18 protein-coding genes are annotated in these 22,359 nt (G+C 64.4%); 10 read left to right on the forward strand and 8 right to left on the reverse strand.

The window, feature by feature from the left end; all coding sequences use genetic code 11:
• The first annotated feature begins 6 nt into the window (after positions 1-6).
• Genes BDI24065_RS23720 through BDI24065_RS23755 form a run of 8 tightly spaced genes read left to right on the forward strand, consistent with a single transcriptional unit; the run spans position 7 to position 9,960 of the window.
• Positions 7-1,230, forward strand: coding sequence for an alanine racemase (locus BDI24065_RS23720; RefSeq protein WP_175033288.1), 1,224 nt, complete (start codon positions 7-9; stop codon positions 1,228-1,230).
• The gene (locus BDI24065_RS23725; RefSeq protein WP_175033289.1) at positions 1,169-2,050 is read left to right on the forward strand and encodes a class I SAM-dependent methyltransferase; all 882 of its coding nucleotides are present in this window, start codon (positions 1,169-1,171) and stop codon (positions 2,048-2,050) included. Before BDI24065_RS23720 ends, BDI24065_RS23725 begins: the two co-directional genes overlap by 62 nt.
• A gap of 31 nt (positions 2,051-2,081) precedes the next feature.
• Positions 2,082-3,326, forward strand: a complete 1,245-nt coding sequence (locus tag BDI24065_RS23730; RefSeq protein ID WP_175033290.1) for an ATP-grasp domain-containing protein — start codon at positions 2,082-2,084, stop codon at positions 3,324-3,326.
• Positions 3,327-3,331: 5 nt separating this feature from the next.
• Positions 3,332-4,636: an MFS transporter gene (locus BDI24065_RS23735; protein WP_175033291.1), complete on the forward strand. Its 1,305-nt coding sequence runs from the start codon at positions 3,332-3,334 to the stop codon at positions 4,634-4,636.
• Entirely contained in the window at positions 4,633-6,102 is a 1,470-nt protein-coding gene (gene astD / locus BDI24065_RS23740) for a succinylglutamate-semialdehyde dehydrogenase (protein ID WP_175033292.1), read from the forward strand. The genes BDI24065_RS23735 and astD overlap by 4 nt, the downstream gene beginning before the upstream one ends.
• A gap of 58 nt (positions 6,103-6,160) precedes the next feature.
• The gene (gene leuS / locus BDI24065_RS23745; protein WP_175033293.1) at positions 6,161-8,941 is read left to right on the forward strand and encodes a leucine--tRNA ligase; all 2,781 of its coding nucleotides are present in this window, start codon (positions 6,161-6,163) and stop codon (positions 8,939-8,941) included.
• A 59-nt stretch (positions 8,942-9,000) separates the two neighbouring features.
• On the forward strand, positions 9,001-9,795 hold the full coding sequence (locus BDI24065_RS23750; protein WP_175033294.1) for a DUF1826 domain-containing protein: 795 nt from the start codon (positions 9,001-9,003) through the stop codon (positions 9,793-9,795).
• 9 nt (positions 9,796-9,804) lie between these two features.
• Positions 9,805-9,960 (forward strand): hypothetical protein, encoded by a 156-nt coding sequence (locus BDI24065_RS23755; RefSeq protein WP_175033295.1) that lies wholly within the window; start codon positions 9,805-9,807, stop codon positions 9,958-9,960.
• A gap of 61 nt (positions 9,961-10,021) precedes the next feature.
• Here the strand turns inward: BDI24065_RS23755 and BDI24065_RS23760 are convergent, their stop codons facing one another.
• The 4 genes from BDI24065_RS23760 to BDI24065_RS23775 all read right to left on the reverse strand — a co-directional run bounded on the left by BDI24065_RS23760 (position 10,022) and on the right by BDI24065_RS23775 (position 15,910).
• Complete coding sequence (locus tag BDI24065_RS23760; protein WP_175033296.1) at positions 10,022-11,098, reverse strand: C45 family autoproteolytic acyltransferase/hydolase; 1,077 nt, start codon at positions 11,096-11,098, stop codon at positions 10,022-10,024.
• Between the two features lie 67 nt (positions 11,099-11,165).
• Positions 11,166-12,758 carry a DUF3138 family protein gene (locus BDI24065_RS23765; RefSeq protein ID WP_175033297.1) on the reverse strand — a complete coding sequence of 531 codons (1,593 nt, stop codon included), beginning with the start codon at positions 12,756-12,758 and terminating at the stop codon, positions 11,166-11,168.
• 89 nt (positions 12,759-12,847) lie between these two features.
• Entirely contained in the window at positions 12,848-13,963 is a 1,116-nt protein-coding gene (locus tag BDI24065_RS23770) for a polyamine ABC transporter substrate-binding protein (RefSeq protein ID WP_175033298.1), read from the reverse strand.
• Positions 13,964-14,179: 216 nt separating this feature from the next.
• Positions 14,180-15,910, reverse strand: coding sequence for an amidohydrolase (locus BDI24065_RS23775; RefSeq protein WP_175033299.1), 1,731 nt, complete (start codon positions 15,908-15,910; stop codon positions 14,180-14,182).
• 238 nt (positions 15,911-16,148) lie between these two features.
• On the opposite strand from BDI24065_RS23775, the gene BDI24065_RS23780 reads away from it, so the two are divergent.
• Positions 16,149-16,979, forward strand: coding sequence for a helix-turn-helix transcriptional regulator (locus BDI24065_RS23780; RefSeq protein ID WP_175033300.1), 831 nt, complete (start codon positions 16,149-16,151; stop codon positions 16,977-16,979).
• A gap of 15 nt (positions 16,980-16,994) precedes the next feature.
• On the opposite strand, the gene BDI24065_RS23785 is transcribed toward BDI24065_RS23780, so the two are convergent.
• The 4 genes from BDI24065_RS23785 to BDI24065_RS23800 all read right to left on the reverse strand — a co-directional run bounded on the left by BDI24065_RS23785 (position 16,995) and on the right by BDI24065_RS23800 (position 21,233).
• Complete coding sequence (locus BDI24065_RS23785; protein WP_039353976.1) at positions 16,995-17,915, reverse strand: LysR family transcriptional regulator; 921 nt, start codon at positions 17,913-17,915, stop codon at positions 16,995-16,997.
• 133 nt (positions 17,916-18,048) lie between these two features.
• Positions 18,049-19,239, reverse strand: a complete 1,191-nt coding sequence (locus tag BDI24065_RS23790; RefSeq protein ID WP_175033301.1) for an MFS transporter — start codon at positions 19,237-19,239, stop codon at positions 18,049-18,051.
• Positions 19,240-19,345: 106 nt separating this feature from the next.
• Positions 19,346-20,803 (reverse strand): NAD(P)/FAD-dependent oxidoreductase, encoded by a 1,458-nt coding sequence (locus BDI24065_RS23795; protein ID WP_175033302.1) that lies wholly within the window; start codon positions 20,801-20,803, stop codon positions 19,346-19,348.
• Between the two features lie 85 nt (positions 20,804-20,888).
• Positions 20,889-21,233: a cupin domain-containing protein gene (locus BDI24065_RS23800; RefSeq protein ID WP_031402035.1), complete on the reverse strand. Its 345-nt coding sequence runs from the start codon at positions 21,231-21,233 to the stop codon at positions 20,889-20,891.
• A gap of 198 nt (positions 21,234-21,431) precedes the next feature.
• On the opposite strand from BDI24065_RS23800, the gene BDI24065_RS23805 reads away from it, so the two are divergent.
• A complete protein-coding gene (locus BDI24065_RS23805) occupies positions 21,432-22,316 on the forward strand; it encodes a helix-turn-helix transcriptional regulator (RefSeq protein WP_175033303.1) in 885 nt (294 codons plus the stop codon).
• Positions 22,317-22,359: the final 43 nt, after the last annotated feature.

Raw genomic sequence — 22,359 nt, forward strand, 5'->3', positions numbered from 1 at the left:
CTGCCCATGAACAACCTCATTCGACAGCACCTTGCGGCGTTCGGCGGCGATCGACGCAGCGTCCCCCCCGCCTATTTCTTCGATGTCGACGAGATCGTTCGCCGATTCGCCGAGCTTCATCGCAGTCTGCCGGACAATTTCGAACTCGCTTATTCGCTGAAGGCGAACTCGGAAAAGCCGATCGTCGATTCCGTGGCGCACGCCGGTTCATCCGCGTTGTTCGACGTCTCTTCGTTGCACGAGCTGAACGTGACCTGCGAGGCCGGCGTCGCGCCGTCCCGAATCGTGTTCACCGGACCGGGAAAGACCCGGGACGAACTGCATGCCGCCGTCGAGCGAGACATCGGCTTCATCGTCTGTGAATCGATTCAGGAGATCGAGGCGGTCAACGGAATTTCCCGGAGTATGGGAAAGCGTTCGAGCGTACTGATTCGCATCAATCCGGACGACGTCGACGTCAAGGTCGAACGGCAGTTCTCTGGCGATCGATCCCATTTCGGGATCTCCCAACAGGATGCCGAACACATCGCGAGCCGGCTGGACGCGTGGCCATGGGTCGACATCCAGGGTTTGCATTTTTACGTCGGCAGTCGCAACCTCGATGCCGCCAACATTGCGGAAAACTTCTTCACCTTCGCCCGCATTTTCAACGCGATCAACGAAGCCTTCGGGCGACGCCTGACGACGCTCGATCTCGGCGGCGGGTTCGGCGTGCCCTATTTTCCCGGCGAGTCGCCGCTCGACCTGGGCCAACTGGCCCGATCGCTGGCGTCGTTCGACGGCATCTGGCCGACTCGCGTGCTGGTCGAAAGCGGGCGTTTCATCAGCGCATCCGCCGGCACTTACCTGTGTCAGGTCCTCTACACCAAACGCGTCAAGGATCGGCATGTCGCCATCGTCAATGGCGGACTGACGTCGTTCTATCTGCCTTCGGACAATATCCCGGCCGCACACGGTTCGTCGCTCAGGAATTTCGGCATCACTGCCGTCGGCGATGACCAGACTCCCATCCAGGGCACGCTCCGCGAATACGACATTTACGGCAATGCGCCGACGTCGAGCGACGTGCTGGCACTTGCGGCGCCGCTCCCGGAGCTGAAACCCGGTTCATTACTGAAGATTGCGAACGCGGGCGCATACGGCATTACGGCATCTCTGAACAATTTTCTTGGTCGCGGCAAACCGCACGCCTATTACTTCGGCATGCAAAATTTTAAAAAGGGAACCTGAGATGGAAAGCAAACTGGATGCAAAGGCAATCCTGGAGATGGCCTACCCGGATTTTGTCGGCTTCATCAATCAATGGAACGTGCTTCCCGGGGCATTCGTGACGCTCAGCAAGTGGGCAAACTATGCAAAGATTTCCCCGGACTCGAACGTCCTGCAGGTTGCCTGCACGACGGGCTTCCAGTCGCGGGAACTCGCCGTGCTGACGGGCTGCCGCGCACACGGTATCGATTTGTCCTCGGCCGCGGTCGAGATGGCGCGTTACAACAAGGAAACCTATGCGCCGCAAGCCCGCGTGACGTACGAAGTATGCGACGGATACCAGTTCAAGTCGGAACAGAAGTATTCACACATCGCCGTCGGCGGCGGACTGAAGTTCTTCCCGGATCCTGCGCGCGCCCTCAATCATGCGATCAATTTCATCGAGGATGGCGGCTTCGTGCTCGCGTCACCGTTCTTTCTCAAGGCGCCGATGCCGCATGACGACCTGATCGAGGCGGAGAAGGTCTTCGGCGTCAAGCCGACCACCGAAGGCTACAAGGAAATGATGCGCATCTACAAGAACCTCGAGATCGTCTACGAAGATCACAACGACATCGAACCGGAAACCGAGCAGGAACTCACGGAATACTGCGAATCGACGGTGAAGCGCGCGGCGGAAATCCACGGCATTACGAATGAGCATGCGTTGTGGGCGATGTATGAACGCCTTCAGAAGGTTCGGCGCATGTCGAACAAGCTGCGCAGCTTCCAGCGCTACTCGGTGCTCGTGCTCCGCTATCGTGCATCGACGTACCCGCATCGATACGTCGAGTTGTTCTGATCAGCGCACTTCTCCGGGACCCCGCCAGATCATGATCGTTCTTTGCAAATACTATCGAGTCATCGTCGATTGGCTGATCGAGAACGACATTGACTTTTGTCTCGCCATCGACAAATACGACAAGCAGGCGTTTTACGCCAGCGACGTCGCGCACGTGCCGGCTCACGTGTTCGAAGTTTCGACGTTCGACAGTGTCGAGTCGATCTGCTGGCTGGCCAACAGCCTCGAGAACAAGGGTATCAAGATAACCCGGATCCTTTCCGCTGGCGAACTCGCCCAGTACGGCGCCGGGCTCCTGCAAACCATGACTGGCGCCGAAGGCATCACGCTCGATCTCGCTAACAATACGCGTGACAAGCGCAGGATGAAGTCCTTGCTCGCCAGCCACGACATCCGTTGCGCACGCTTTGCCGACGTGACCTCGGTCGAGGAGATCGAATCGATGCCGCGGCGACTGAACTTCCCGGTCGTCGCGAAACCGGTCAATGGCTTCGGCAGCATGAACACGATGCGCATCGATTCCCCCGCTGAACTGTCCGATTTCTATCGTGACTTCCGCGCACAGCACCCTTACATCAACCCATTCATGATGTGCGAGGAGTTCATTGATTCGGACGAGTACGTTGTGGATGCCGTCTGGAAAGACGGTCGCCCCATCGTGTTTTCAATCAGCAAATATCTGATCCCTCAGATGCGCAACAATGATCCGGGCAGGGTCTATACGGGGGCGACGCATCTGAACCGGCTCGACCATGCCCGATTCTATGAACGAATGCTGGCGCTCCATCGCCGCGTCAACGTCGCGCTCGGCATCGACAATTGCGCGACGCACACCGAATTTTTCGTGACGAACGATGGCGAGCCGATCATTTCGGAGGTTGCGTCGAGAGTCGGCGGATGCTGGTTCAACGAACTGACCCGGGACGTCTACGGCAAGAGTTTGCAGGACATCCATCTGAGCACGCACGTACTCGACATCGATCGAGATCCCTATCTCGAATGCGACAGTCGCAGCCATACCACCATTAGCTGGACGGCACAAAAACCCGGCAGGATCAAGGCCTTTCCCACGCGTGCGTATTGGGCCGACATTCCACACATGGAAGGCATTGTCCCTCGCAAAGGGATCGGCGACCCCGTTTCGGGGCGTCAGTGGAGCGACTATATCTTCTATGCGCACTTTGCCGGGATACCGGCAGACGTGAATCGAGCCATCGAGACCTTTGCCGCGCGATTCGAACGGGATATCGATCAATTCATCGAACCGGCAAGCTGACGCCAATGAAGAAAATCCTCCCGTTCCTTGTCATCACGACGCTATTCGTCCTGATCGGCCGCGGCGTGCTGTTCACGCTGTCGTGGATCGCAGTGAAGCACGGCGGCGTGGACGTTTCGATCGTCGCGGCCACCTACTGGTGGAGCTACGTGGTCGGCCTGCCTGTTCTCGGTGCGTTGGGCGACCTCAAGCGACAGCGCGCGATGCTCTTGATCGCAGCGCTGGCCAACAGTGCGGCGGTCATTCTGGTTGCGGTACTGGCGCATCGGCACGCACCGATCGATTTGCGGCTCATGCTTCCGGAACTCGCCGTCGTGGCGTTGATGTTCGCCATCGTCAATCCGCTGGCCGGCAAGATCCTGTACCGGCATACCAGGCAGGAACAGATCCGGATGGCGTTCAAGGCAAAGGGATGGCTCGATTCGATCGCATCCTTTTCCGCACCGGCTATCGGTGGGTGGCTGATCTACGGCGTGGGCGAAGCCAATGCGCTCGCCTGCTATGCCACCGCCGGCGTGGTCCTGCTGGGCGCTGCGTTGACGCAATTCCGGGATGAACCGCAAGGCGAAGCGGAGCACCGCCCGGCCGCGACCGGAATCGCATCCGGCCTCGCGGATTTCGTGAAAGGCGCCCGGATCGTCGTCAGGGTCAAAACGGAGTTGCGTCTGGCGATCTACATGATGATTCTGAATTTCACCATCACGCCGTTCTTGACCGTTGTACTCCCGGTCTATGTGGGTCAGACGATGAACAAGTCTTCGTACGATCTCGGCATGATCGCGTCGGGCTTCGGTATCGGCATGGTCATCGGGGGCTTGCTGGTGCTGGCGCTGCATGGTGTCAGCCGGAACCTCAATATCCCGATCAGTGTCGGCGGCATTCTGTTGATCGCATTGGGATTCCTGGGCTGCGCATTATTCGGATCGACGCTGGCGCTTGCCGTATGCCTGGCGCTTGCGGGCACCGGCGTCGCGCTGTTCAACGGCGTCATCACCGCGCAGCGGGCCATTGCGATCCCCGACGACGTGCGCTCGAAATTCGAGTCGTTCATGCTGTTCAGCACCTCGCTGAGCATCCCGATCGGCGCACTGGCCGCCGGCCACGCGATGCAGATGGTCACCGTGTCCGCATTGACTGTCGGATTTGCCGTCCTGGCATTGCTGATGGTGCCGCTCCTGATCGTCGGTATTCCGCGTTACGGCGACTTGATGCGTGCCCACGAAGGCGTTCGCCCGCCCTTCTATTTGCGGTCCTATCCGACGGCCTTCGACGGCCTCTCGACGTCGAATCTCACGCGGGGAGAAACATGAAGTCTTCGATGTTCAACGGTGGCAGCCATGTCGACGGTCATGGCGACGCCTTCGTCTCGATCAATCCCGCGACCGGGGAAATCATCTGGCAAGGCTGCGCCGCGGACGGACGCGACGTCAGTCGAACCGTCTCCGCAGCGCGCGCCGCCTGTACGGCGTGGCGGCGCACACCGCAGCAGGAACGCATCGCGATCGCGGAGCGGTTCGCGGCTCTCGCGGATGAACAGGCGGAACCGATCGCGCAAGCGATCGGGCGGGAAACCGGCAAGGCGCTCTGGGAATGCCGGCAGGAAGCGGCCGCGGTGAGCGAATCCGTGCGCTCCGCGATACGCGCCTGCGTCGAGCGGCAATCGCCGCAGGACCATCCAGTCGCGCAAGGAACGGAGGCGCTCAGATTCCGCCCGCACGGCGTTCTGGCGGTCTATGGCCCCTTCAACTTTCCCGCCTTTCTCACCACGGCCTATGTCGCACCGGCGTTGCTCGCCGGCAATGCGGTCATTGTCAAACCGTCGGAACTCACGCCGTCGGTCACCGCGCTGGTCAACGGGTTGTGGATCTCCGCAGGCCTCCCCGCCGACGTCTTGTCCGTGCTCCAGGGCGGCGCCGCGACCGGCGCGATGCTTGCGCGCGAGCCGAGCCTCGATGGCCTGGTGTTCACCGGCAGTTCGCGCGTCGGGCGGCAATTGCACGCGGCTTGCGCGGGCCAGCCCGAGTTTCTGCTGGCGCTGGAGATGGGAGGCAACAATCCGCTGGTGATCGACGACGCCTGTGACGATCTCGAAAGCGCGGCGCGATACGCGGTGCTCGCTTCCTTCGTTTCGGCCGGGCAGCGCTGTACCTGCGCGCGGCGGGTATTGTTACCGGAGGGCCGACGTGGCGACAGGCTGCTCGAGCAAATCGTCACCCTGACGACGCAACTCGACGTTGACCGATATGACGCGAATCCCCAGCCCTTCATGGGGCCGCTGATCAATGTTCGAGCGGCGGATACGATGCTGGCGCATCAGGACCTGCTGATCGAGCTCGGCGGCCACCCGATCGAACCGCTTCACCGGTTCGCACCCGACTCCGCCTTTCTCCGGCCCGGCGTCATCGACGTAACGAACATACCGCATCTACCGGATGAAGAATATTTCGGACCATTGATGCAAGTCATTCGATATCGGCACTTCGACGACGCAATACGGATATCAAACGACACGCGCTTTGGTTTGTCTGCCGCATTGATTTCCTCGAATCAGGCGAACTGGATTCGCTTCCGCGACGAAATCCGCGCCGGTGTCGTCAACTGGAATACCGTTCCGTGTGGCGCGTCGATGCGTTTTCCGTTTGGCGGATCGGGAAGATCGGGAAACCATCGGCCCGGCGCTTACTTCGCGATCGATTATTGCGCCCACCCGGTCACGTCGATCGAACACGACACGTTGCCGGAGTGGCCTGCCATTCCCGGCTGGGCTGGCGCATGACGACCCGACGTCGCTCATCGCTTGCGCAATACAACTTGAAAACCAATACAAACTGTTCATGAATTCATCCTTGAAAGCGTTTGATTTCCGAAGCATCGAGCCGAAGTGGACAAACTGGTGGGACGTCAACCGGACGTTCGTATCGACCGAAGACTGCGCGAAGCAAAAATTCTATTGCCTCGACATGTTTCCCTATCCGTCGGGAGCGGGATTGCATGTCGGCCATCCGCTGGGCTACATCGCGACGGACATCGTTTCCCGCTACAAGCGGCTGTGCGGCTACAACGTGCTGCACGCGATGGGGTTCGATTCGTTCGGGCTGCCCGCCGAACAGTACGCGATCGAAACCGGTCAGCATCCGGCAACGACCACGGCGCAAAACATTGCGACCTTCAAATCACAGTTGCGCAAGCTCGGACTGTCGCTCGACCTCTCGCGCGAAATCCAGACTTCGTCGCCCGACTACTACCGATGGACCCAATGGATCTTCATTCGGTTGTTTCAGTCGTGGTATGACAAGCGAAGCGCCGCGGCACGCCCCATCGGCGAACTGATCGCGCATTTCGACGCGCATGGCACGCAGGGGCTCGACGCACATACCGACACCGATGCGACTTTTTCGCGCGAAGCATGGGCCGGCTACGACGACGCTGCGCGTGAAGACGTGCTGATGCGATATCGGCTCGCGTATCTGTCGGACGCAACGGTCAACTGGTGCCCGGCACTCGGCACGGTGCTCGCCAACGATGAGGTCATCAACGGTTTGTCGGAGCGTGGCGGCCATCCGGTCGAGCAACGCAAGATGCGCCAGTGGATGCTGCGCATCACCGCCTATGCGGACCGGCTGATTCGCAACCTGGACGGACTCGACTGGCCCGTATCGCTCAAGGAAATGCAGCGCAACTGGATCGGCCAGTCGCATGGCGCGGAGATCGACTTCCGCGTGCACGGCACGGACGATGTCGTGCCGGTCTACACCAGCCGGCCTGAAACGATCTACGGGGTCACCGCACTCGTGATTGCACCGGACTCGCAATGGGTCGATCTGCTGGTCACGGCGGCACAACGGGGTGCGGTGGACGCGTATCTGCAACGCGTGTCCTCGAGAAGCGAGCGCGAGCGCCTGACGGAAGTCGATGCCGTATCCGGCGTGTTCACAGGCGCTCACGTCGAGCATCCCCTCACCCGCAAGCGCGTGCCGGTCTGGATCAGCGACTACGTTATCGCGGGATATGGCACGGGCGCGGTGATGGCCGTACCCGCGGAGGACGATCGTGACGCACGCTTCGCCGCGGCGTTCGACATTGAGGTCACGCCCGTGTTCGAACGGCCGGCGAACGACGACGGAAACGCATCGCCGACGCTCGTCGACGCCGGCCACCTGACCGGCATGGCGGTCGAGCAGGCTCGCGCAGCGATCATCGCGCATCTCGACGCATGCGGCCTTGGGCGCGGCAAGACGAACTACCGGATTCGCGACGCGATCTTCGGCAGACAGCGTTACTGGGGCGAACCCATCCCGATCTTCTACGACGCGTCGGGCACGCCGCGCGCCGTGGCCGAGCATGAACTGCCGGTCGTACTGCCCGAGGTCGCCGAGTACACCCCCACGCCCGACGGCGAGCCACCGCTTGCGCGCGCGCTCGACTGGACGTATCGCGGCGAATTCCGCTATGAATCGACGACCATGCCCGGCTGGGCCGGGTCCAGCTGGTATTTTCTTCGCTATATGGATCCCCGCAACGGCGCCGAGGCAGTGAATGGCGACAAAGCGAAATACTGGGGCGCCGTGGATCTCTACATGGGAGGCGCGGAGCATGCGACCGGCCATTTGCTGTATGCGCGTTTCTGGAATCTCTTCCTGAACGATCTCGGCATCGTGCATGGCGCCGAGCCGTTTGCGAAAGTGGTGAATCAGGGAATGATCCAGGGACGCTCCGCACTCGTGTACCGCGTCAGGAATTCGAACCTCTTCGTATCCAGTGGCCTGAAGACGCAGTATGACGTGCAGGCACTGCATGTCGATGTCCGCTTCGTCGACGAGCAGGACAATCTGGACACCGCGGCATTCAGACACTGGCGCCACGATTTCCGGAATGCCGAGTTCGTGCTCGAGAACGGGGCATTTCGCTGCGAGCGGCAGGTGGAAAAAATGTCCAAGTCGAAGCATAACGTCGTCAATCCGGACGACGTCATCGCCATGCACGGCGCGGATGCCTTCCGGCTGTACGAAATGGTGCTCGGCCCGATCCAGCAATCCAAACCGTGGAGTACCGAGGGCATCGAAGGCGTGGCCAGGTTTCTTCGCCGCGTCTGGCGACTGTGCGTCGACGAACACGGCAACGTGCTGGTCACCGACGAGCCGCCAACGCAGGAAGAATCGGTCGTCCTGCACAAGACAATCGCCAAGGTGGCGGCCGATATCGACGCGCTGTCCTTCAACACCGCCGTATCGGCGTTCATCATTTGCGTGAATGAGTTGACGCGGCTCGACTGCCACAAGCGCGCAATTCTGGAAGGAATGGTCATCGCCCTCGCGCCCTTCGCGCCGTTCATCGCGGAGGAAATCTGGCAAGAGATCCTCGGACATCGGGCCTCGGTTCAGGACGCGCGCTATCCGACCGTCGACGAACGATTCCTGACGGAAGGCACGGTCGAATATCCGGTGAGTATCGACGGCAAGCTGCGGACCAAACTCGTGTTGCGCAGGGATGCACAGCGGAGTGATGCCGAACACGCGATCGCAACGTCGGATGAACTGACGAAATGGCTGGAGCAGCGGACGGTCGCACGCATCGTATTTGTTCCGAACAGGATCATCAACATCGTGACGTCCTGATGGACGCGGCTCGCCGCGTTCGCGCGCGGCGAGCCTCACGGCAACGGAGACGCGGTCTTATGTACAGCCTGCCGAGCTACACGATCGATCAGGTCGGTGAAATATGTGCCTTGCCCCATACGTCCGATTCAGCGATATTGATCGATTTCCAGGAGTGGAATACGCCGCAAGCCGCCTTGCAAGCGCTTGTCGAGGCGCTGCCGGACGATTACACGTTGCATATTGTCGGCACCGAAGGCGGCAAGCGGCTGGTTCATTACGGGGAGCATCGCGACAGGATATTGAGCGATCTGCGCCGCCATGTGGGTTCGCTGCCCGTCCTTCAGCAGTTGAGCGCCGAGATCGACAAGAGCCTGGAACTGTTTCATGCCGTGACCGACGATGCTTATCCGATGATTTCACTGAGGATCATTACCCAGGGGTATCTGGAACGAGAGTCGCCGTCCGTGTCCGAAAAGTATCATCGCGACTCCACCAGTCTTACGTTGACAAAATGCTTTTTTGGCAGCGGCGCTGTTTATACCGATGACGCTAACGTTCGCCGAGATTTCTTTCTACGTCACTCCATTGCGGTCCGCGACGAAGATGCCGTGCTGGACACCACCCGGGAATACACGGTCCCCGACGAAAGATGGGTACTGCTAAAGGGTGAGATCTGGCAGGGCATCGACGCCAGAAGCCAGTCACTCATCGATTACATTTTGGGTCCCCGCTCCAGTCCCCTCGATGCATTCAAGGGTCGCGGCTTTATACATAAGGGCGGTTGCTTGCGATATTCGTCGCGCCGGCTGGTTTTCAATCTCAATAGCTGGAAAACCGACTTCCGTCGGCGCGCGGCAAGCGGCTCGACATGAAACCTTGAGATGCAGCGGCACGTCGAAGCTGAACATCGCATGGCCGGCGGCCTTCACGAACCCGCGCGGCTCGAACCGTTCCTCGTAATGCGCGGGCAGATTGGCGCTCGCGGGCAGCCTGTCGGACGGCTGCCGGTCGGCAAGGTCGAGCGCATCAACGCATAGGGGTGAAACGGACGAAACCGGGCGGCACGCGCGTGCCGCCCGGCTGCGTCGATCCCGTCGGTCAGAACCGCAGGAACCCGTCGCGCGCGAGGTCGTGCGGATTGCCGGCCACGTAGTCGAGCGCGCACGCATCGGTATCGATGCCGACGGTCAGCAGCGTTTCCCAGCGCTCGGTGTCGGGCATCGCCAGGTCCGGATGGAAACACACGACGGCCTGGCCACCGGCCGCCCCGCACATCGCCGCCGCGCGCTCGCGCACATCGGCGCTGGTCATCCCGCTCACGACGTCGTTCAGGTGCGCAAAGCGCTCGCGCGTGGTCGAGCTGTCGGGCATGCACTCGCCGCCGCTCAACGCGCGATCGAGGAAGTGGTTCGTATGCAGCAGCCAGCCGTCCGGACGCGGCGCCACCACGCCCATGCCCGACGGGCTCAACTCGATGCTCGCCGCGCGCGGGTTCGCGTCGTGCCGCGTGAACACGGTCAGCACCGTCGACGCGCTCACGCGTGCGGTACGGGCCAGTTCGATCGCTTCCTGCACCGTCGTCGCGTCTTCGAGCAGGCGCCGCGCGATCGCGTGCACCGGCACGCCGGCGCTATCGTTGTCGCTTGCGTGATGCAGGATGTTGAAGTGCAGCCCGAGCCCCGCGCTGTTCACACCGAGTTTCGCCAGCATCCCGAATTCGGAGAACAGCTTGACGGTGCGGCCGTGCGGCGTCGCGAACTGCATCAGCAGCCCCTGCGGCGCAAGGCTGTCGTGCCAGTCCCACGTCTGCAACGTGCGCGGCGCGTGCGGGCCGGCCGGCGCGTAGACGGTCGTCGAGCACTCGCCTTCGGCCGATGCGGGTGCAGTGGCGAGAATCTCGGTGCGCGCGTTCAGGCACGCGAGCTGCCAGCGCGGCAGGTCGACGCCGCCGGCGATCGCCTCGACTTCGGCGGCAAGGCGCGGGCACCACGCACCGAGCGTGGCGAGGCACGCTTCGCCAATCTCCCGCGCGCGCTGCGGCGCGATGCCGAGCTTCGGGAAGAACGCGAGATACAGCGCGACCGTCTCGCGGATCTCCGGCGCGAAGCGCTCGCCGATCAGGCGGCCGCGCTCGCGCGGATCGGTGATGTCGGTCACGAAGGTGTGCAGCTTCAAGGTCAAATCTCCTGGGTTGAATGCGCCGGGCCCGCGCGGCCCGGCGCGTGATGCATCGTGCAGCCGGTCAGAACGAGTAGATGAACTGCATCCCGGCCAGGTCGTTGCTGCGCGCGTACGTGCCGTTGCTCTTCAGGAACACCGGATGGTTCGCCGCGTCGTGGCGGTATTCGAGCTTCACGGTGATCTGCTGCGTCGGATAGAACAGCAGGTCGGCCGTGATCGCATAACGCTGCGCGCCCTTGCACTCGGTGCCATTCGTCGACGAGCCCTGGAAGCACGCCGGATCGATGCCGAAGCCGCTCGACCCGTTCACCGACGGATTGCCGCCCGCGAGCCCGTACTGGATGTTGGTGCCGCCGCCGCCGTTCGACGTGTTGTTCAGGTAGTCGAAGCGCAGCGTCGCGCCCATGCGGCCGACCCACGACGTCGTCCACTTCGTATGGCCGAGCAGCGACATCCCGTACCAGCGCGCGGTGCCGCCGTTCCACGCGCCCTTCTGCAGCTCGCCGTAGTCCACCTGCGCGTTGACCTGCGTCTTGTCGTGCGTATAGGTCACGTCGGCTTCCACGTACTTGTAGAGGCCGGTCGGCGACGAGCCGTTGCACTGGTAGCCGTAGCCGCCCGCCTGCGCGCACGGCGAGAACAGCGACTGCCGGCCGAGCATCCCGGAGATGCCGAAGTCGAAGGCGGTCGATGTCGCATTGTCGAAGCGCGCGGTGATCGTCGGCGTCCAGTTGGTCTTCGTCGTGTTGTTCGCCGCGTTCGCGATCGCGCCGGCCGTGCGCAGCACCTCGTTGCCGATCACGACCTGCCAGAAGCGCGTCATCGCCGCGTTGGAGCCCTTCAGCCCGACGCCGATCAGGTTGCCCGGTTCGCTGAAGTCGTACAGCAGCCCGTGCGTGAGCGTCAGCATCTGGTTCGACGGCTGCACCTCGTAGCCGGCGAGGCTCGGCATCATCCCGATCTCGAAGGTGCGCGTCGTGCTGAGCGGCACGGTGACCACCGCCTGCGTGACGATGTTGTTGCCGATGCCGCCGTGCGAATTGCTGAACACGTTGCCGAAGCCGCGGTTCGGCTGGATCACGATCTCCGCCGACGGCGCCATCGGGCCGACGCCGAAGGTCTTCTTGATGTCGAGGTAGACGTCGCCGATCGTGCTGTTGAAGTAGTCGTACGCGCCCGGGTCGTGGTTCAGGAACTGGAAGCCGGACGTGCGCTGCGCGCGGTTGAACAGGTACACGGGATCGACATAGCCGGTGATGCTCAGGCCCGCGAGCGGGCCGGTGGTCGCCGCTTCCTGCAGCGAGTCGACCTTCAGCGACGCGTTCGCGATCTGCTCGCGCATCTGCTGCAGGTCGTCGTTCGTGAACGCCGGCGCCGCATCCGCGGCCGGCGCGGCAGCGGCCGCCGTGCTGATCGAACCGATCTTCGCGCCGCCCGAGGCGGCGGTGGCAGTCGCAGTCGTTGTCGTTGCCGCGCCGGCAGGCTTCGCCGCCAGCATGCTCGCGCGCAGCTCGTTCACCTGCTGCTGCAGCGCGGTGACCTGCGCCTGCAGCGCCTTCATCCTGCTCGCGTCGGTCGCCTGCGGCGTGTGCGCGAATGCCGAAGCGGCGTCGAACGCCAGCAGGCACAGCGCCGTCATGTGTTTGATTTTCATGGGGTGGGTGGTCGTCGGGACGAGCGCGCCCCCGCCCGCCGCGATGAGCGGCGGGGCGCGCGAAAGGTAGGCGGGAAAGAGGGGCCGGCTTACTCGGTCTTCAGCTTCGTCCAGAGACGGTTCTGCAGACGCATCAGCTCAGGCGGAACCGGCTTGCTGAGGCTCAGCTTGCGGATCACGTCGGCGGGCGGGAACACGGCCGGATCGCTCGTCACTTCGGCGCGCACCAGATGCTTCGACGACGGCACGGCCGACGGGTACGACGTGTCGTTGGTCAGGTTCGCGCTCTCCTTCTCCGACAGCACGAAGTTGACGAACTTCAGCGCGGCGTCCGGGTGCGGCGCATCCTTCGGCACCGCCATCATGTCGAACCACATCGCGCTGCCCTCGGTCGGGATCACGTACTTGATGTGATACGGCTTCTTCGCGGAAGCGGCCGCGATCCGCGCGGAGTTCACGTCGCCCGACCAGCCGAGCGCGAGGCAGATGTCGCCGCCCGCGAGATCGTTGATGTAGCTGCTCGAATTGAACTGCGTGATGTACGGCCGCACCGTCTTCAGCAGCTCGTATGCGGCCTGGTAGTCGGCCGGGTTCGTCGTGTTCGGGTCCTTCTTCAGGTAGACGAACGCCATCCCGAACGCATCGACCGGCGAATCGAGCACCGAAATGCCGCAGTGCTTCAGCTTCTGCGCGTACTTCGGGTCGAACAGCAGCGCCCAGCTATCGAGCGGCGCGTCGTTGCCGAGCGCGGCCTTCACCTTTTCGACGTTCATCCCGAGCCCGTCGGTGCCCCACGTCCACGGAATGCCGAACTGGTTGCCCGGATCGTCCTTCGCCAGCACCTTCATGATTTCCGGATCGAGCAGCCCGTAGTTCGGCACCTGGCTCTTGTCGATCTTGCGGTAGATGCCGGCCTGCAGCTGCCGCGCCCAGAAGATGTCGGACGGCACGACGACGTCGTAGCCCGACGTGCCCGACAGCAGCTTCGCCTGCAGCGTCTCGTTCGAATCGAACTCCTGGTAGACCACCTTGATGCCGGTCGCCTTCTCGAAGTTCGCGATCGTCGCCTTGCCGATCGAGTTGCCCCAGTTGTACACGTTGACGACGTCCGCCGCGTGCGCCGCCGGCGCGCCGGCCCACAGGACGCCGCCCAGCGCGAGCGCCGCGCATGCCGTTCCCAGATGCTTGCTCCAATCCCCTGCCATGGTTTCCTCCGTCGATATCATGATCCGCTCGCGATGAACGGTGTGTGCTTCGGTCCGGAAAAATGTAGCCAGAGGAAATTGGCCGGTCTGCCCTGCCAATAGGGGGACACGCCGCACAATCGGGGCATCCGGTTCCGGACGGAGGCCCCGATCGGCACAATACGGAAGCGATTTGAAAGCTTCCTTCGCCGCTTCGTCAGGTCACTCGAAAACCGCTCAGGATGCCTGCACGCCCGTGCGCGCGCCGAAGTCCTCGCCGACGTGCGTGACGCGGCCATCCATCATCGTCAGCGCGACGTCGATGCGGCCGATGTCGTACTGGCCGACCTCGAACAGGTCGTTTTCCAGCACGACGAGATCCGCGCGCTTGCCGGGCGTGAGCGAGCCGACCTCGTGCTCCATCCCGAGCTGGTACGCGCCGTGGATCGTGTATGCGGCGATCAGCTGCGGAATGCTCAGGCGCTCGGCGAGGTCCGGGAACACCGGTGCATCGGGCTCGCCCGCGAGCTGGCGCGTATGGCCCGACTCGATGTGCTCGAGCGGCTTGTGCTGGCAGCGGCACTGGCACGCGAGGCCGTCCATGCCGATCGACACCGTCACGCCTTCGTCGAGGAACGTGCGGAACTTGTACATGTTGCTCCAGCGTTCGTGGCCGTAGTGGTCGCGCAGCTGCTCGGTGTACGCGTCGACCACGCCCCACTGCAGCTGCGTGTTCGCCATCACGCCCGCGCGGCGAAAGCGCGGGATGTCGTCCGGATGCGTGAGGAACGCGTGCGTGATCACGTGGCGGCGGTCGCGCGGCGGGTTCGTGCGGTTGACCGCGTCGAAGCCGTCGAGCGCCATTCGCACCGCCGCATCGCCGACGCAGTGGACCATCACGTTCGCGTTCACGCGATCGGCTTCGACCAGGTAGTGGTTGAACGTGTCGGCCGGCATCGTCGGCGCGCCGCAGGTATCGGGGCGATCCGCGTACGGTTCGAGCAGGTAGGCGGTGTGGTTCGCCTCCGTGCCGTCGAGGAACAGCTTCAGCGCGCGCGCCTTCACGAGCGGTGAATCGTACTGCTCGCGATATTTGACGAGCGTGCCGACCGGATCGTCGATCTCGCCGATCACCGCGACGCTGCCCACCACGCGCAGCTTCAGGTCGCCTGCGCGCTCCATCGTCTGCAGCGTCTCGTACAGTAGCGACTGGTCACCGCTCGCGTCGAAGAAGCCCGCGTCGAACACGGTCGTCACGCCGGCCGCGCACAGTTTCTTCTGCCACGGCGGGATCGATTTCAGGTACAGGTCGATGCCGGTCGGCAGCAGGCCGGCCGCGCTGATCCGCTGCAACACCAGCGAATACGCAGCGCCGTCGACGATCAGGCCGGTCGGCTCGCCCGTCACCGCGTCCTTCTCGAACCAGCTCGCGCCTTCCTGCACGGGCGGCGTCGAAGCGTCGATGCCGGCAATCTCCAGCGCCTTCGAGTTCACCCACATCGAGTGGAAATCGGTCGACAGCAGGCACACGGGGCGATCCGCGCAGATCGCGTCGAGCGTCTCCTTGCGCAGCAGCGCGGGCGGAATCGTCGCCTGCACCCAGCCCATCCCGGTGATCGCCGGCTCGTCCGGATGCGACTCGACGTACGCGCGCAGCGCGGCGAGCACCTTCTGCGGATCCTCGTAGTTCACGAATGCCTGGAACGCGAACGCGGTCGTCTCGAAGTGCCAGTGCGATTCGACGAAGCCCGGCAGCACGAGCCGGCCGGCCGCGTCGACGACCTTCGTATTCGCGCCGACGTACGCCTGCACGGCCGCCGTATCGCCGACGTGGACGATCCGGCCGTCGCGCACGGCAACGGCCTGTGCCCACGGCTTGTGCGGATCGACGGTGTAGACCTTCGCGTTGGTCAGAATGAAATCCGCCGGCGTCGAATCCGTTGCGGCGTGCGTCGGTTGCATCTGCATGGCCTGTCCTTTCTGTTGATCAGGTTTTCGAAGTGCTTTCACTATAGGCAGACGGTTCGCGCCGGTATGCCCCCCCGCTGCGGGGGCTTGGGCGATTTCCGGCCGCCGCGCGCACGGTCTTGTCGTCGTTTTGGGGACAACGCATGAAATCCGCGGGGTGAATCCGGTGAATTCCCGGCTGACGCGTGCACGGGGTTCGCGTAACGTCGCGCTGTCCCCTGACCGCTCACGTCCGACCATGCGACTTCTCCAGCCCGACCCGGCCGCCCGCGGCCACTACCTGATCGGCGTGCGCCCCGACACGCTCGGCGCGACGTTGCGCGCGGTCGGCACGCCGGATTTCGTCGGCGCGGTCACGGAGTTCGTCAACGACAGCATCGACGCGGACGCCGTGCACCTCGAACGCTGGCGCGCCGATACCGGCAGCACGTCGGGCTTCGTCGTCGAATGGCTCGGCAGCGGCAGCCTGCGCTTCGCGGCCGATACGCTGCGCGTGATGGATGTCTATTACCAGGACTACTGCCAGGTCGATCCGCTGGTCGCGCCGCTGCGCGGCAAGACCGGCACGCTGCTGGTGCAGCGCCACGTGGAGGGGATCGCGCACGGCGAGTTCCGCCGGCGGATCTTCGATGAGCCCGGCATCGAGCAGGAATGCATGCTCGTGCACGGCAATGCGCACCTGCAATACGCACTCGGGCTTGCGCGCACCGTCGGGCGGCCCGCGTTCACGATGGACGAGCTGTTCCACTTCAGGCAGATGGTCGACCTGCTGTTCCCGATGTTCGAGCTGCATGCGCGTAGCTGCGCGGCGCGTCGCGTCGCGTCGGGGACGGCGAATACCGCGTCGCAGGCGAGCTTCGACGCGCGCCTCGAACGGCAGGACGTGCAGTTGTCGCGCCGCGAGCACGAGATCTGCCGGCTGATGCTGTGCGGGCGCTCGGTGCCCGAGGCCGCGCAGCAGCTCGACGTGAAGCTGTCGACGGCCGAGTCGTATGTGAAGCGCGCGTTCGCGAAGCTCGGCGTGCGCACGCGCCGCGAGCTGTTCGACTGGGTACTCGTCGACTGCTGAACGCGCGGCGCGCGCTTATGCGGCCAGCGCGGCCGCCTTGATGTTGAACGCGCGCAGCAGGTCCTCGCAGAACGCGTCGACGATCGGCTTGTCGCTCGCGCTGCGCTTCATCGCGAGATGCAGCGGCACGTCGAAGCTGAACGTCGTGCGGCCGACGGCCTTCACGAGCCCGCGCTGCTCGAACGGCTCCGCGTAGTGCGCGGGCAGGTAGCCGAGATGGCCGCCCGACAGGATCAGGATCGTCGCGGCCTCGATGCTGTCCGCGCTCGCGGTCACGCGCCGCTCGGGCAGCGGATACTGCTCCTCCGGCACCGGATAGGTGCGCCAGACCCAGTCGTGAAGCTGCAGGTCGTCCGCGGTCACGGGCCGCGACGCATGGAACAGCGGATGCCCGCGCCCGCAGTAGATCACCTGCTGCTCGGTGAACAGCGGCGTGTAGAGCAGCCCCGGCACGCGATGCCAGAAATAGCCGATCGCGAGATCGAGCTGGTTGTTGACGAGGCTTTCCTCGAGCTCCTGCGGCGACGCGACCTTCATCGCGAACGTGACGGCCTGGTCGCGCTTGCGGAACGCGCCGATCGCGTCGGCCACGCGCGCGTTCTCGACGAGCGGCGCCTGGCCGATCAGGCCGATCGACAGCGTGCCGACCAGCTTGCGGTCGATGTCGCGCACACGCGCGACGAATTCGGAGGTCGCCGCGACGAGCGTGCGCGCGGTGGCCGCGAAGCGTTCGCCCTTCGACGTCAGGCGAAAGCCGCCGCGCCCGCGATCGCACAGCTTGAAGCCGACGCGCGCTTCGAGCGCCGACAGCTGCGTGCTGATCGTCGACTGCCGCACGCCGAGCGACGCCTCGGCGGCCGTGATGCCGCGTGCGTCGACGACGGCCAGAAAGACCCGGATGAGCCGGAGATCGAGATCGGAAGTATTCGAGAACATGCTTCAAGCCGCTGCGCGTGCGCGCGTTACCCGGCCGGCCGGCACGACGCACATCGCACGCCACGCCCGCCGCCTGCGCCGATGAACCGAACCGGACGTGCGCCGCCATCGGCAGCGGCGCGCGTCGCCACCGTCATTCAGATACGACCGCGAGCGCGCGTTCCATCCCGAACACGGCCGGCCGCAGCCGCCGGTAGCAGAGGAACGCCACCGCGCACAGCACGATCGCCGCGGTCAGCGCCGACTGCGTGCCCGCGCGCTCGATCAGCGACCCGCCCGCGACCGAGCCGACGCCATAGCCGAGCGCGACGCAACCCGGCGACAGCGCGGCCGACTTGCCGACCAGGTCGTACTGCGGAATCGTCGCGTAGATCAGCAGCGCGCCGCCGGTCCAGCAGCCGATGAACACGATCGCGCCGAGCGTGAACGTCACGGCCGATGCCGGCAGCGCGAGCAGCACGGCCGCGACCGCGCAGCCGCCGAGGTTCACGAGCGCCCAGCGGCGCAGGCCCGTGCCCGCGCCGAGCTTCGGCATCGCCGCGCAGATCACGAGGCTCGCGATGTTCGCGGCACCGAGCACGAGCGACACCGACTTGCCGCTCAGGCCCGCCGCGGTGCCGATCTTCTCGAGGAAAGTCCACACGACGCCGACGCCGCCGTACAGCGCGAGCTGCGCGCACAGCACGAGCATCGCGCCCTTGCGGTCGATGCGGCCGGCGACACCGGCCGGCGTCGGCGCGGCCATCGTCTCGCCGCGGCGAAACAGCGGCGTCGCGAGCACGAACATGCCGAGCACGCACGCGACGAAGCCGAACACGCCGTGCGCGCCCCATGTGTCGCTCAGCATCGGGAAGATATAGGCGAGCAGCACCATGCTCCACGTCACCTGCCCCATCAGCATGATCCCGAGATTGCGTTCCGGCGCGCGCGAGTACGACAGGTAGCGCAGCGCGATGCCGTTCAGCCCGCCCGAGCCGACGCCCGCGATGAACTGCAACGCCGAATACGCAACCAGCCCATGCGTCGCGAGCGTGCCGAGGTTCGCGCCGGCCGCGAGCGTCACCGCGCCCGCGAGCACCCAGCGGACCGGCTGGCGGCCGAGCACGAACGCGACGAGCAGCGTGCCCGTCGATTCGCCGAGCACCTCGATGAAGCTCGACAGCCCGAGCGCCGCTTCGCCGAAGCCCCAATGACGCTCGACCTGCCCGACAATCGCGGGCAGGCCGAGGAAGACCGTCGGCCCGAGCATGCCGAGCAGCAGCATCACGACGACGAACCGCGCGCTTTCCTGTCGCGCTTCATCCTGCAGGTTGACTACATTCATCTGGTGTCTCTCTCCGTGTCCGCGGTGCGGACCGTCTCCTCTGGGGATCGTTTTTGGTGTCGCGACGGCGGCGGCCCGGCGCAGCGTGGGGCCGCCGCGTCTTCGTCTACATCGGGAAACCCATCGCCTTGATGCCGCTGATCCACGCACGCTTCCAGCCGCCTTCCGCATCCGCGCCGTCGAATGCGTGGAACGTGATCTTCGCGGCGACCCAGCGCATCGGCTCGGGCGGGATGTAGCTCGGGCTCTGGTTCGCGATGTCGAGCTTGCGCTCGGGGCTGTCGCGATCGAACAGGATGTTCAGCCCCATGAACGCGCCGAACCGGCTCGCCGCGACGCCGAAGCCCGTATAGCCGGCGACGAACACGGCCTTGTCGCCGAGATAGCGCTTCGCGAACACCGAGCCGCGCGAGCAGTAGTCGATCGGGCCGCCCCACGCGTGCGAGAAACGCACGTCGCACAGTTGCGGGAACGTGCGGTAGAACGCTTCCGCGAGCCGGTGGTACGTTTCGCGCTCGCCGTCCTGGTGCGGCTCCGGGTCGCCGTCGAAGTGATAGCTCACCAGCCCGCCGAAGATGATGTTGTTGTTCTTCGTCAGACGGAAATAGTTGAGCTGCGTGCGCGTGTCGTACACGCCCTGGCGGTTCTTCCAGCCGATCCGCGCGAGTTGCTCATCGGTGAGCGGCTCGGTCGCGAGCACGTGGTCGCGCACCTGCATCACGCGGCGGTTGATGTCGGGAATCCCGACTTTCGCCGTGCCGCTGCCGAACACCACGCGCGGCGCGCGCACGCTGCCGTTCGGCGTCTTCACGAACACCGTGCTGCCTTCGTCGGTCACGGTCACGAGCGGCGTGTGTTCATAGAGCTTCACGCCGAGCTTCAGCGCCGCGCGCTTCAGCCCCCACGCAAGCTTCGCCGGGTGCACGATGCCGCTGCGGTTGCGCGACCAAAGCGCGCCCGCGAACAGCGGCGAATTCAGTTGTTCGAGCGTTTCGTCGCGATTCAGCAGCACGACGTTGTGGCCGTACTCGCGATGCAGGTCGTAGTCGCCCTTCAGGTGCGCGATGTGCTCGGGGTCGACCGCCACCGTCATCTCGCCGTTCCACTCGATATCGGCGTCGATGTCGTAGCGCTTCAGCGTGTCCTCGAAGCCGTCGAGGTTGTGATGGCCGAATTCCTCGAGCTGCGCGATGTCGTTCGGGAACACGCGCACCGCGTTCGGCAGCCCGTGCATCACCGACGTCGAGATGATCCCGCCCGCGCGGCCCGATGCGCCGTGCGCCACCTTGCCGGCCTCGATCAGCACCACGTTCAGGTGCGGCATCTGTTCCTTCGCCTGCACGGCCGACCACAGCCCCGTGAAGCCGCCGCCGACGATCAGCAGGTCGGCCGTCACGTCGCCGACGAGTTCCGGCTCGGTGGCCGGTGCGGCCGGATTGTCGAGCCAGTACGGGAACAGCTTCGTATTCGCGAGCGCCGCCTCGACGCCCAGTGCGACCGGCGCGCCACGCATTGCGTGCGCCTGCTCCGGTGCAGTCTCTCTTGCCTTGACTTCCATTTCCATGATCCCAGCCATCACACGCGAAAAACGAAACCGCCGCCGGGCGCGCGTCACACGGACGACGACACCACGGCGGCGGCTTCGGACATCACGACTTCTCGAGCAGCACGTAGAACTTCTTCGCGTCCTCGATCGTCTCCCAACGGCCCGCGAAGCCGGCCGGCAGCAGGTAGCCCTGGCCCGGCGCGAATTCCTTGCGGTTGCCTTCGACGTCGGTCAGCGCGATCCGGCCCTCGACGAGCCATACGGCTTCGTCAGCCGCGGTTTCCGGAAACTCCACCGAGCCGACTTTCCCTTCCCACCAGCCGATGATGTAGTTGCCGCTCTTGCCTTCCGCCGCACGCCAGTCGCTTTCGTCCATCCCGAAGTCGAGCTTCGTGAATTCGCCGATGCCTGCGCCGAGCGGCAGGATGTCCTTGATCAGTTTGGTCATCTGAATCTTTCGTCTCTTGATTGAAAAAAGCAGAGACAAAGTTACTCATTTACACTGCCCCGGTATGCCCCCCTCCGGGGGGGACAAGCGGTGTTTTCCGGGGCAAACGGGTCGACAGGACAACCGACGGTGTTTCCCCCTACTGACGTTTTCGGTTGCGAACGCTACAATCGCGCCGCCTTTCACCCGGGGAACCGCATGCTGCTCAACGTGAACCCCTTCCACCGCGACAACGACCGCTTCAACGTGTCGTTCAAGGCGCTGGGCGAGCTGATCGAGACGGTCGGCACGCCGCACTTCGTGCCGCGCCTCACGCAATTGCTCAACGACGTGGTGCCGCTCGATGTCGCGCACGTCGAGCGCTCGCGCGTCGACGGCTCGATGCCTACCGGCTATCGATGCGAATGGATCGGCAGCAGCGGCATCGATACCGAATCCACCGAAATCTCCGACGTGATGACGCTCTACTACGAGCGTTTTCTCGACAGCGACCCGCTGTTCGCGGGGCTGCGCGGCAAGACGGGCACGATGCTCGTGGTGCGCGACATCGCGGCGATTCCGCCCGGCGAATTCCGCCAGCGGCTGTTCGACGACGTGCATATCGGCCACGAATGCGTGCTCGCGCGCGGCACGCGCTATTCGCAGCATTCGATCGCGCTGGAGCGCGGCCGCGACCGGCCGCCGTTCACGCTCGCCGAGATGAACCGCTTTCGCAGCATCAGCGACGTACTGTTCCCGCTGCTCGAACTGCACGCGTCGACCACCGCCGTGCGGCGCGTCGCGCACCCGACGCCCGACGTCCATCCGCTCGCGCAGTTCGATGCGCGGATCGCGGCCGACGGCGTGAAGCTGTCGAAGCGCGAATACGAAACCTGCAAGCACCTGCTCTCCGGCAAGACCGTGCCGGAGACGGCCGAGATTCTCGGCGTGCGCGTCGCGTCGGCCGAGTCGTACGTGAAGCGCGCGTTCGCGAAGCTCGGCGTGCGCACTAAGCGCGAGCTTGCCGCGTGGGGTTCGGCAACCACTGCATTCCCTTCCGCCGGCGCGCACGACGGCGCCACACCGCCCGCCATCCCACGCTGACGCGACCGGCCGCGCCGCGCGGCCGCGTTCGGTTGCGCCGCGT

This window comes from Burkholderia lata (genome assembly GCF_902499025.1).
Taxonomy (GTDB): Bacteria; Pseudomonadota; Gammaproteobacteria; order Burkholderiales; family Burkholderiaceae; genus Burkholderia; species Burkholderia lata_C.

What these genes read in the sequence shown, in the direction of transcription:
- BDI24065_RS23730 (WP_175033290.1), top strand. Translation starts at nt 2,082, where the DNA reads ATGATCGTTCTTTGCAAATACTATCGAGTCATCGTCGATTGGCTGATC.
- BDI24065_RS23770 (WP_175033298.1), bottom strand. Translation starts at nt 13,963, where the DNA reads ATGGCAGGGGATTGGAGCAAGCATCTGGGAACGGCATGCGCGGCGCTC.
- BDI24065_RS23735 (WP_175033291.1), top strand. Translation starts at nt 3,332, where the DNA reads ATGAAGAAAATCCTCCCGTTCCTTGTCATCACGACGCTATTCGTCCTG.
- BDI24065_RS23800 (WP_031402035.1), bottom strand. Translation starts at nt 21,233, where the DNA reads ATGACCAAACTGATCAAGGACATCCTGCCGCTCGGCGCAGGCATCGGC.
- BDI24065_RS23785 (WP_039353976.1), bottom strand. Translation starts at nt 17,915, where the DNA reads ATGTTCTCGAATACTTCCGATCTCGATCTCCGGCTCATCCGGGTCTTT.
- BDI24065_RS23750 (WP_175033294.1), top strand. Translation starts at nt 9,001, where the DNA reads ATGTACAGCCTGCCGAGCTACACGATCGATCAGGTCGGTGAAATATGT.
- BDI24065_RS23775 (WP_175033299.1), bottom strand. Translation starts at nt 15,910, where the DNA reads ATGCAGATGCAACCGACGCACGCCGCAACGGATTCGACGCCGGCGGAT.
- BDI24065_RS23780 (WP_175033300.1), top strand. Translation starts at nt 16,149, where the DNA reads ATGCGACTTCTCCAGCCCGACCCGGCCGCCCGCGGCCACTACCTGATC.
- BDI24065_RS23795 (WP_175033302.1), bottom strand. Translation starts at nt 20,803, where the DNA reads ATGGAAATGGAAGTCAAGGCAAGAGAGACTGCACCGGAGCAGGCGCAC.
- BDI24065_RS23790 (WP_175033301.1), bottom strand. Translation starts at nt 19,239, where the DNA reads ATGAATGTAGTCAACCTGCAGGATGAAGCGCGACAGGAAAGCGCGCGG.
- BDI24065_RS23755 (WP_175033295.1), top strand. Translation starts at nt 9,805, where the DNA reads ATGCAGCGGCACGTCGAAGCTGAACATCGCATGGCCGGCGGCCTTCAC.
- BDI24065_RS23765 (WP_175033297.1), bottom strand. Translation starts at nt 12,758, where the DNA reads ATGAAAATCAAACACATGACGGCGCTGTGCCTGCTGGCGTTCGACGCC.
- BDI24065_RS23720 (WP_175033288.1), top strand. Translation starts at nt 7, where the DNA reads ATGAACAACCTCATTCGACAGCACCTTGCGGCGTTCGGCGGCGATCGA.
- astD (WP_175033292.1), top strand. Translation starts at nt 4,633, where the DNA reads ATGAAGTCTTCGATGTTCAACGGTGGCAGCCATGTCGACGGTCATGGC.
- BDI24065_RS23805 (WP_175033303.1), top strand. Translation starts at nt 21,432, where the DNA reads ATGCTGCTCAACGTGAACCCCTTCCACCGCGACAACGACCGCTTCAAC.
- leuS (WP_175033293.1), top strand. Translation starts at nt 6,161, where the DNA reads ATGAATTCATCCTTGAAAGCGTTTGATTTCCGAAGCATCGAGCCGAAG.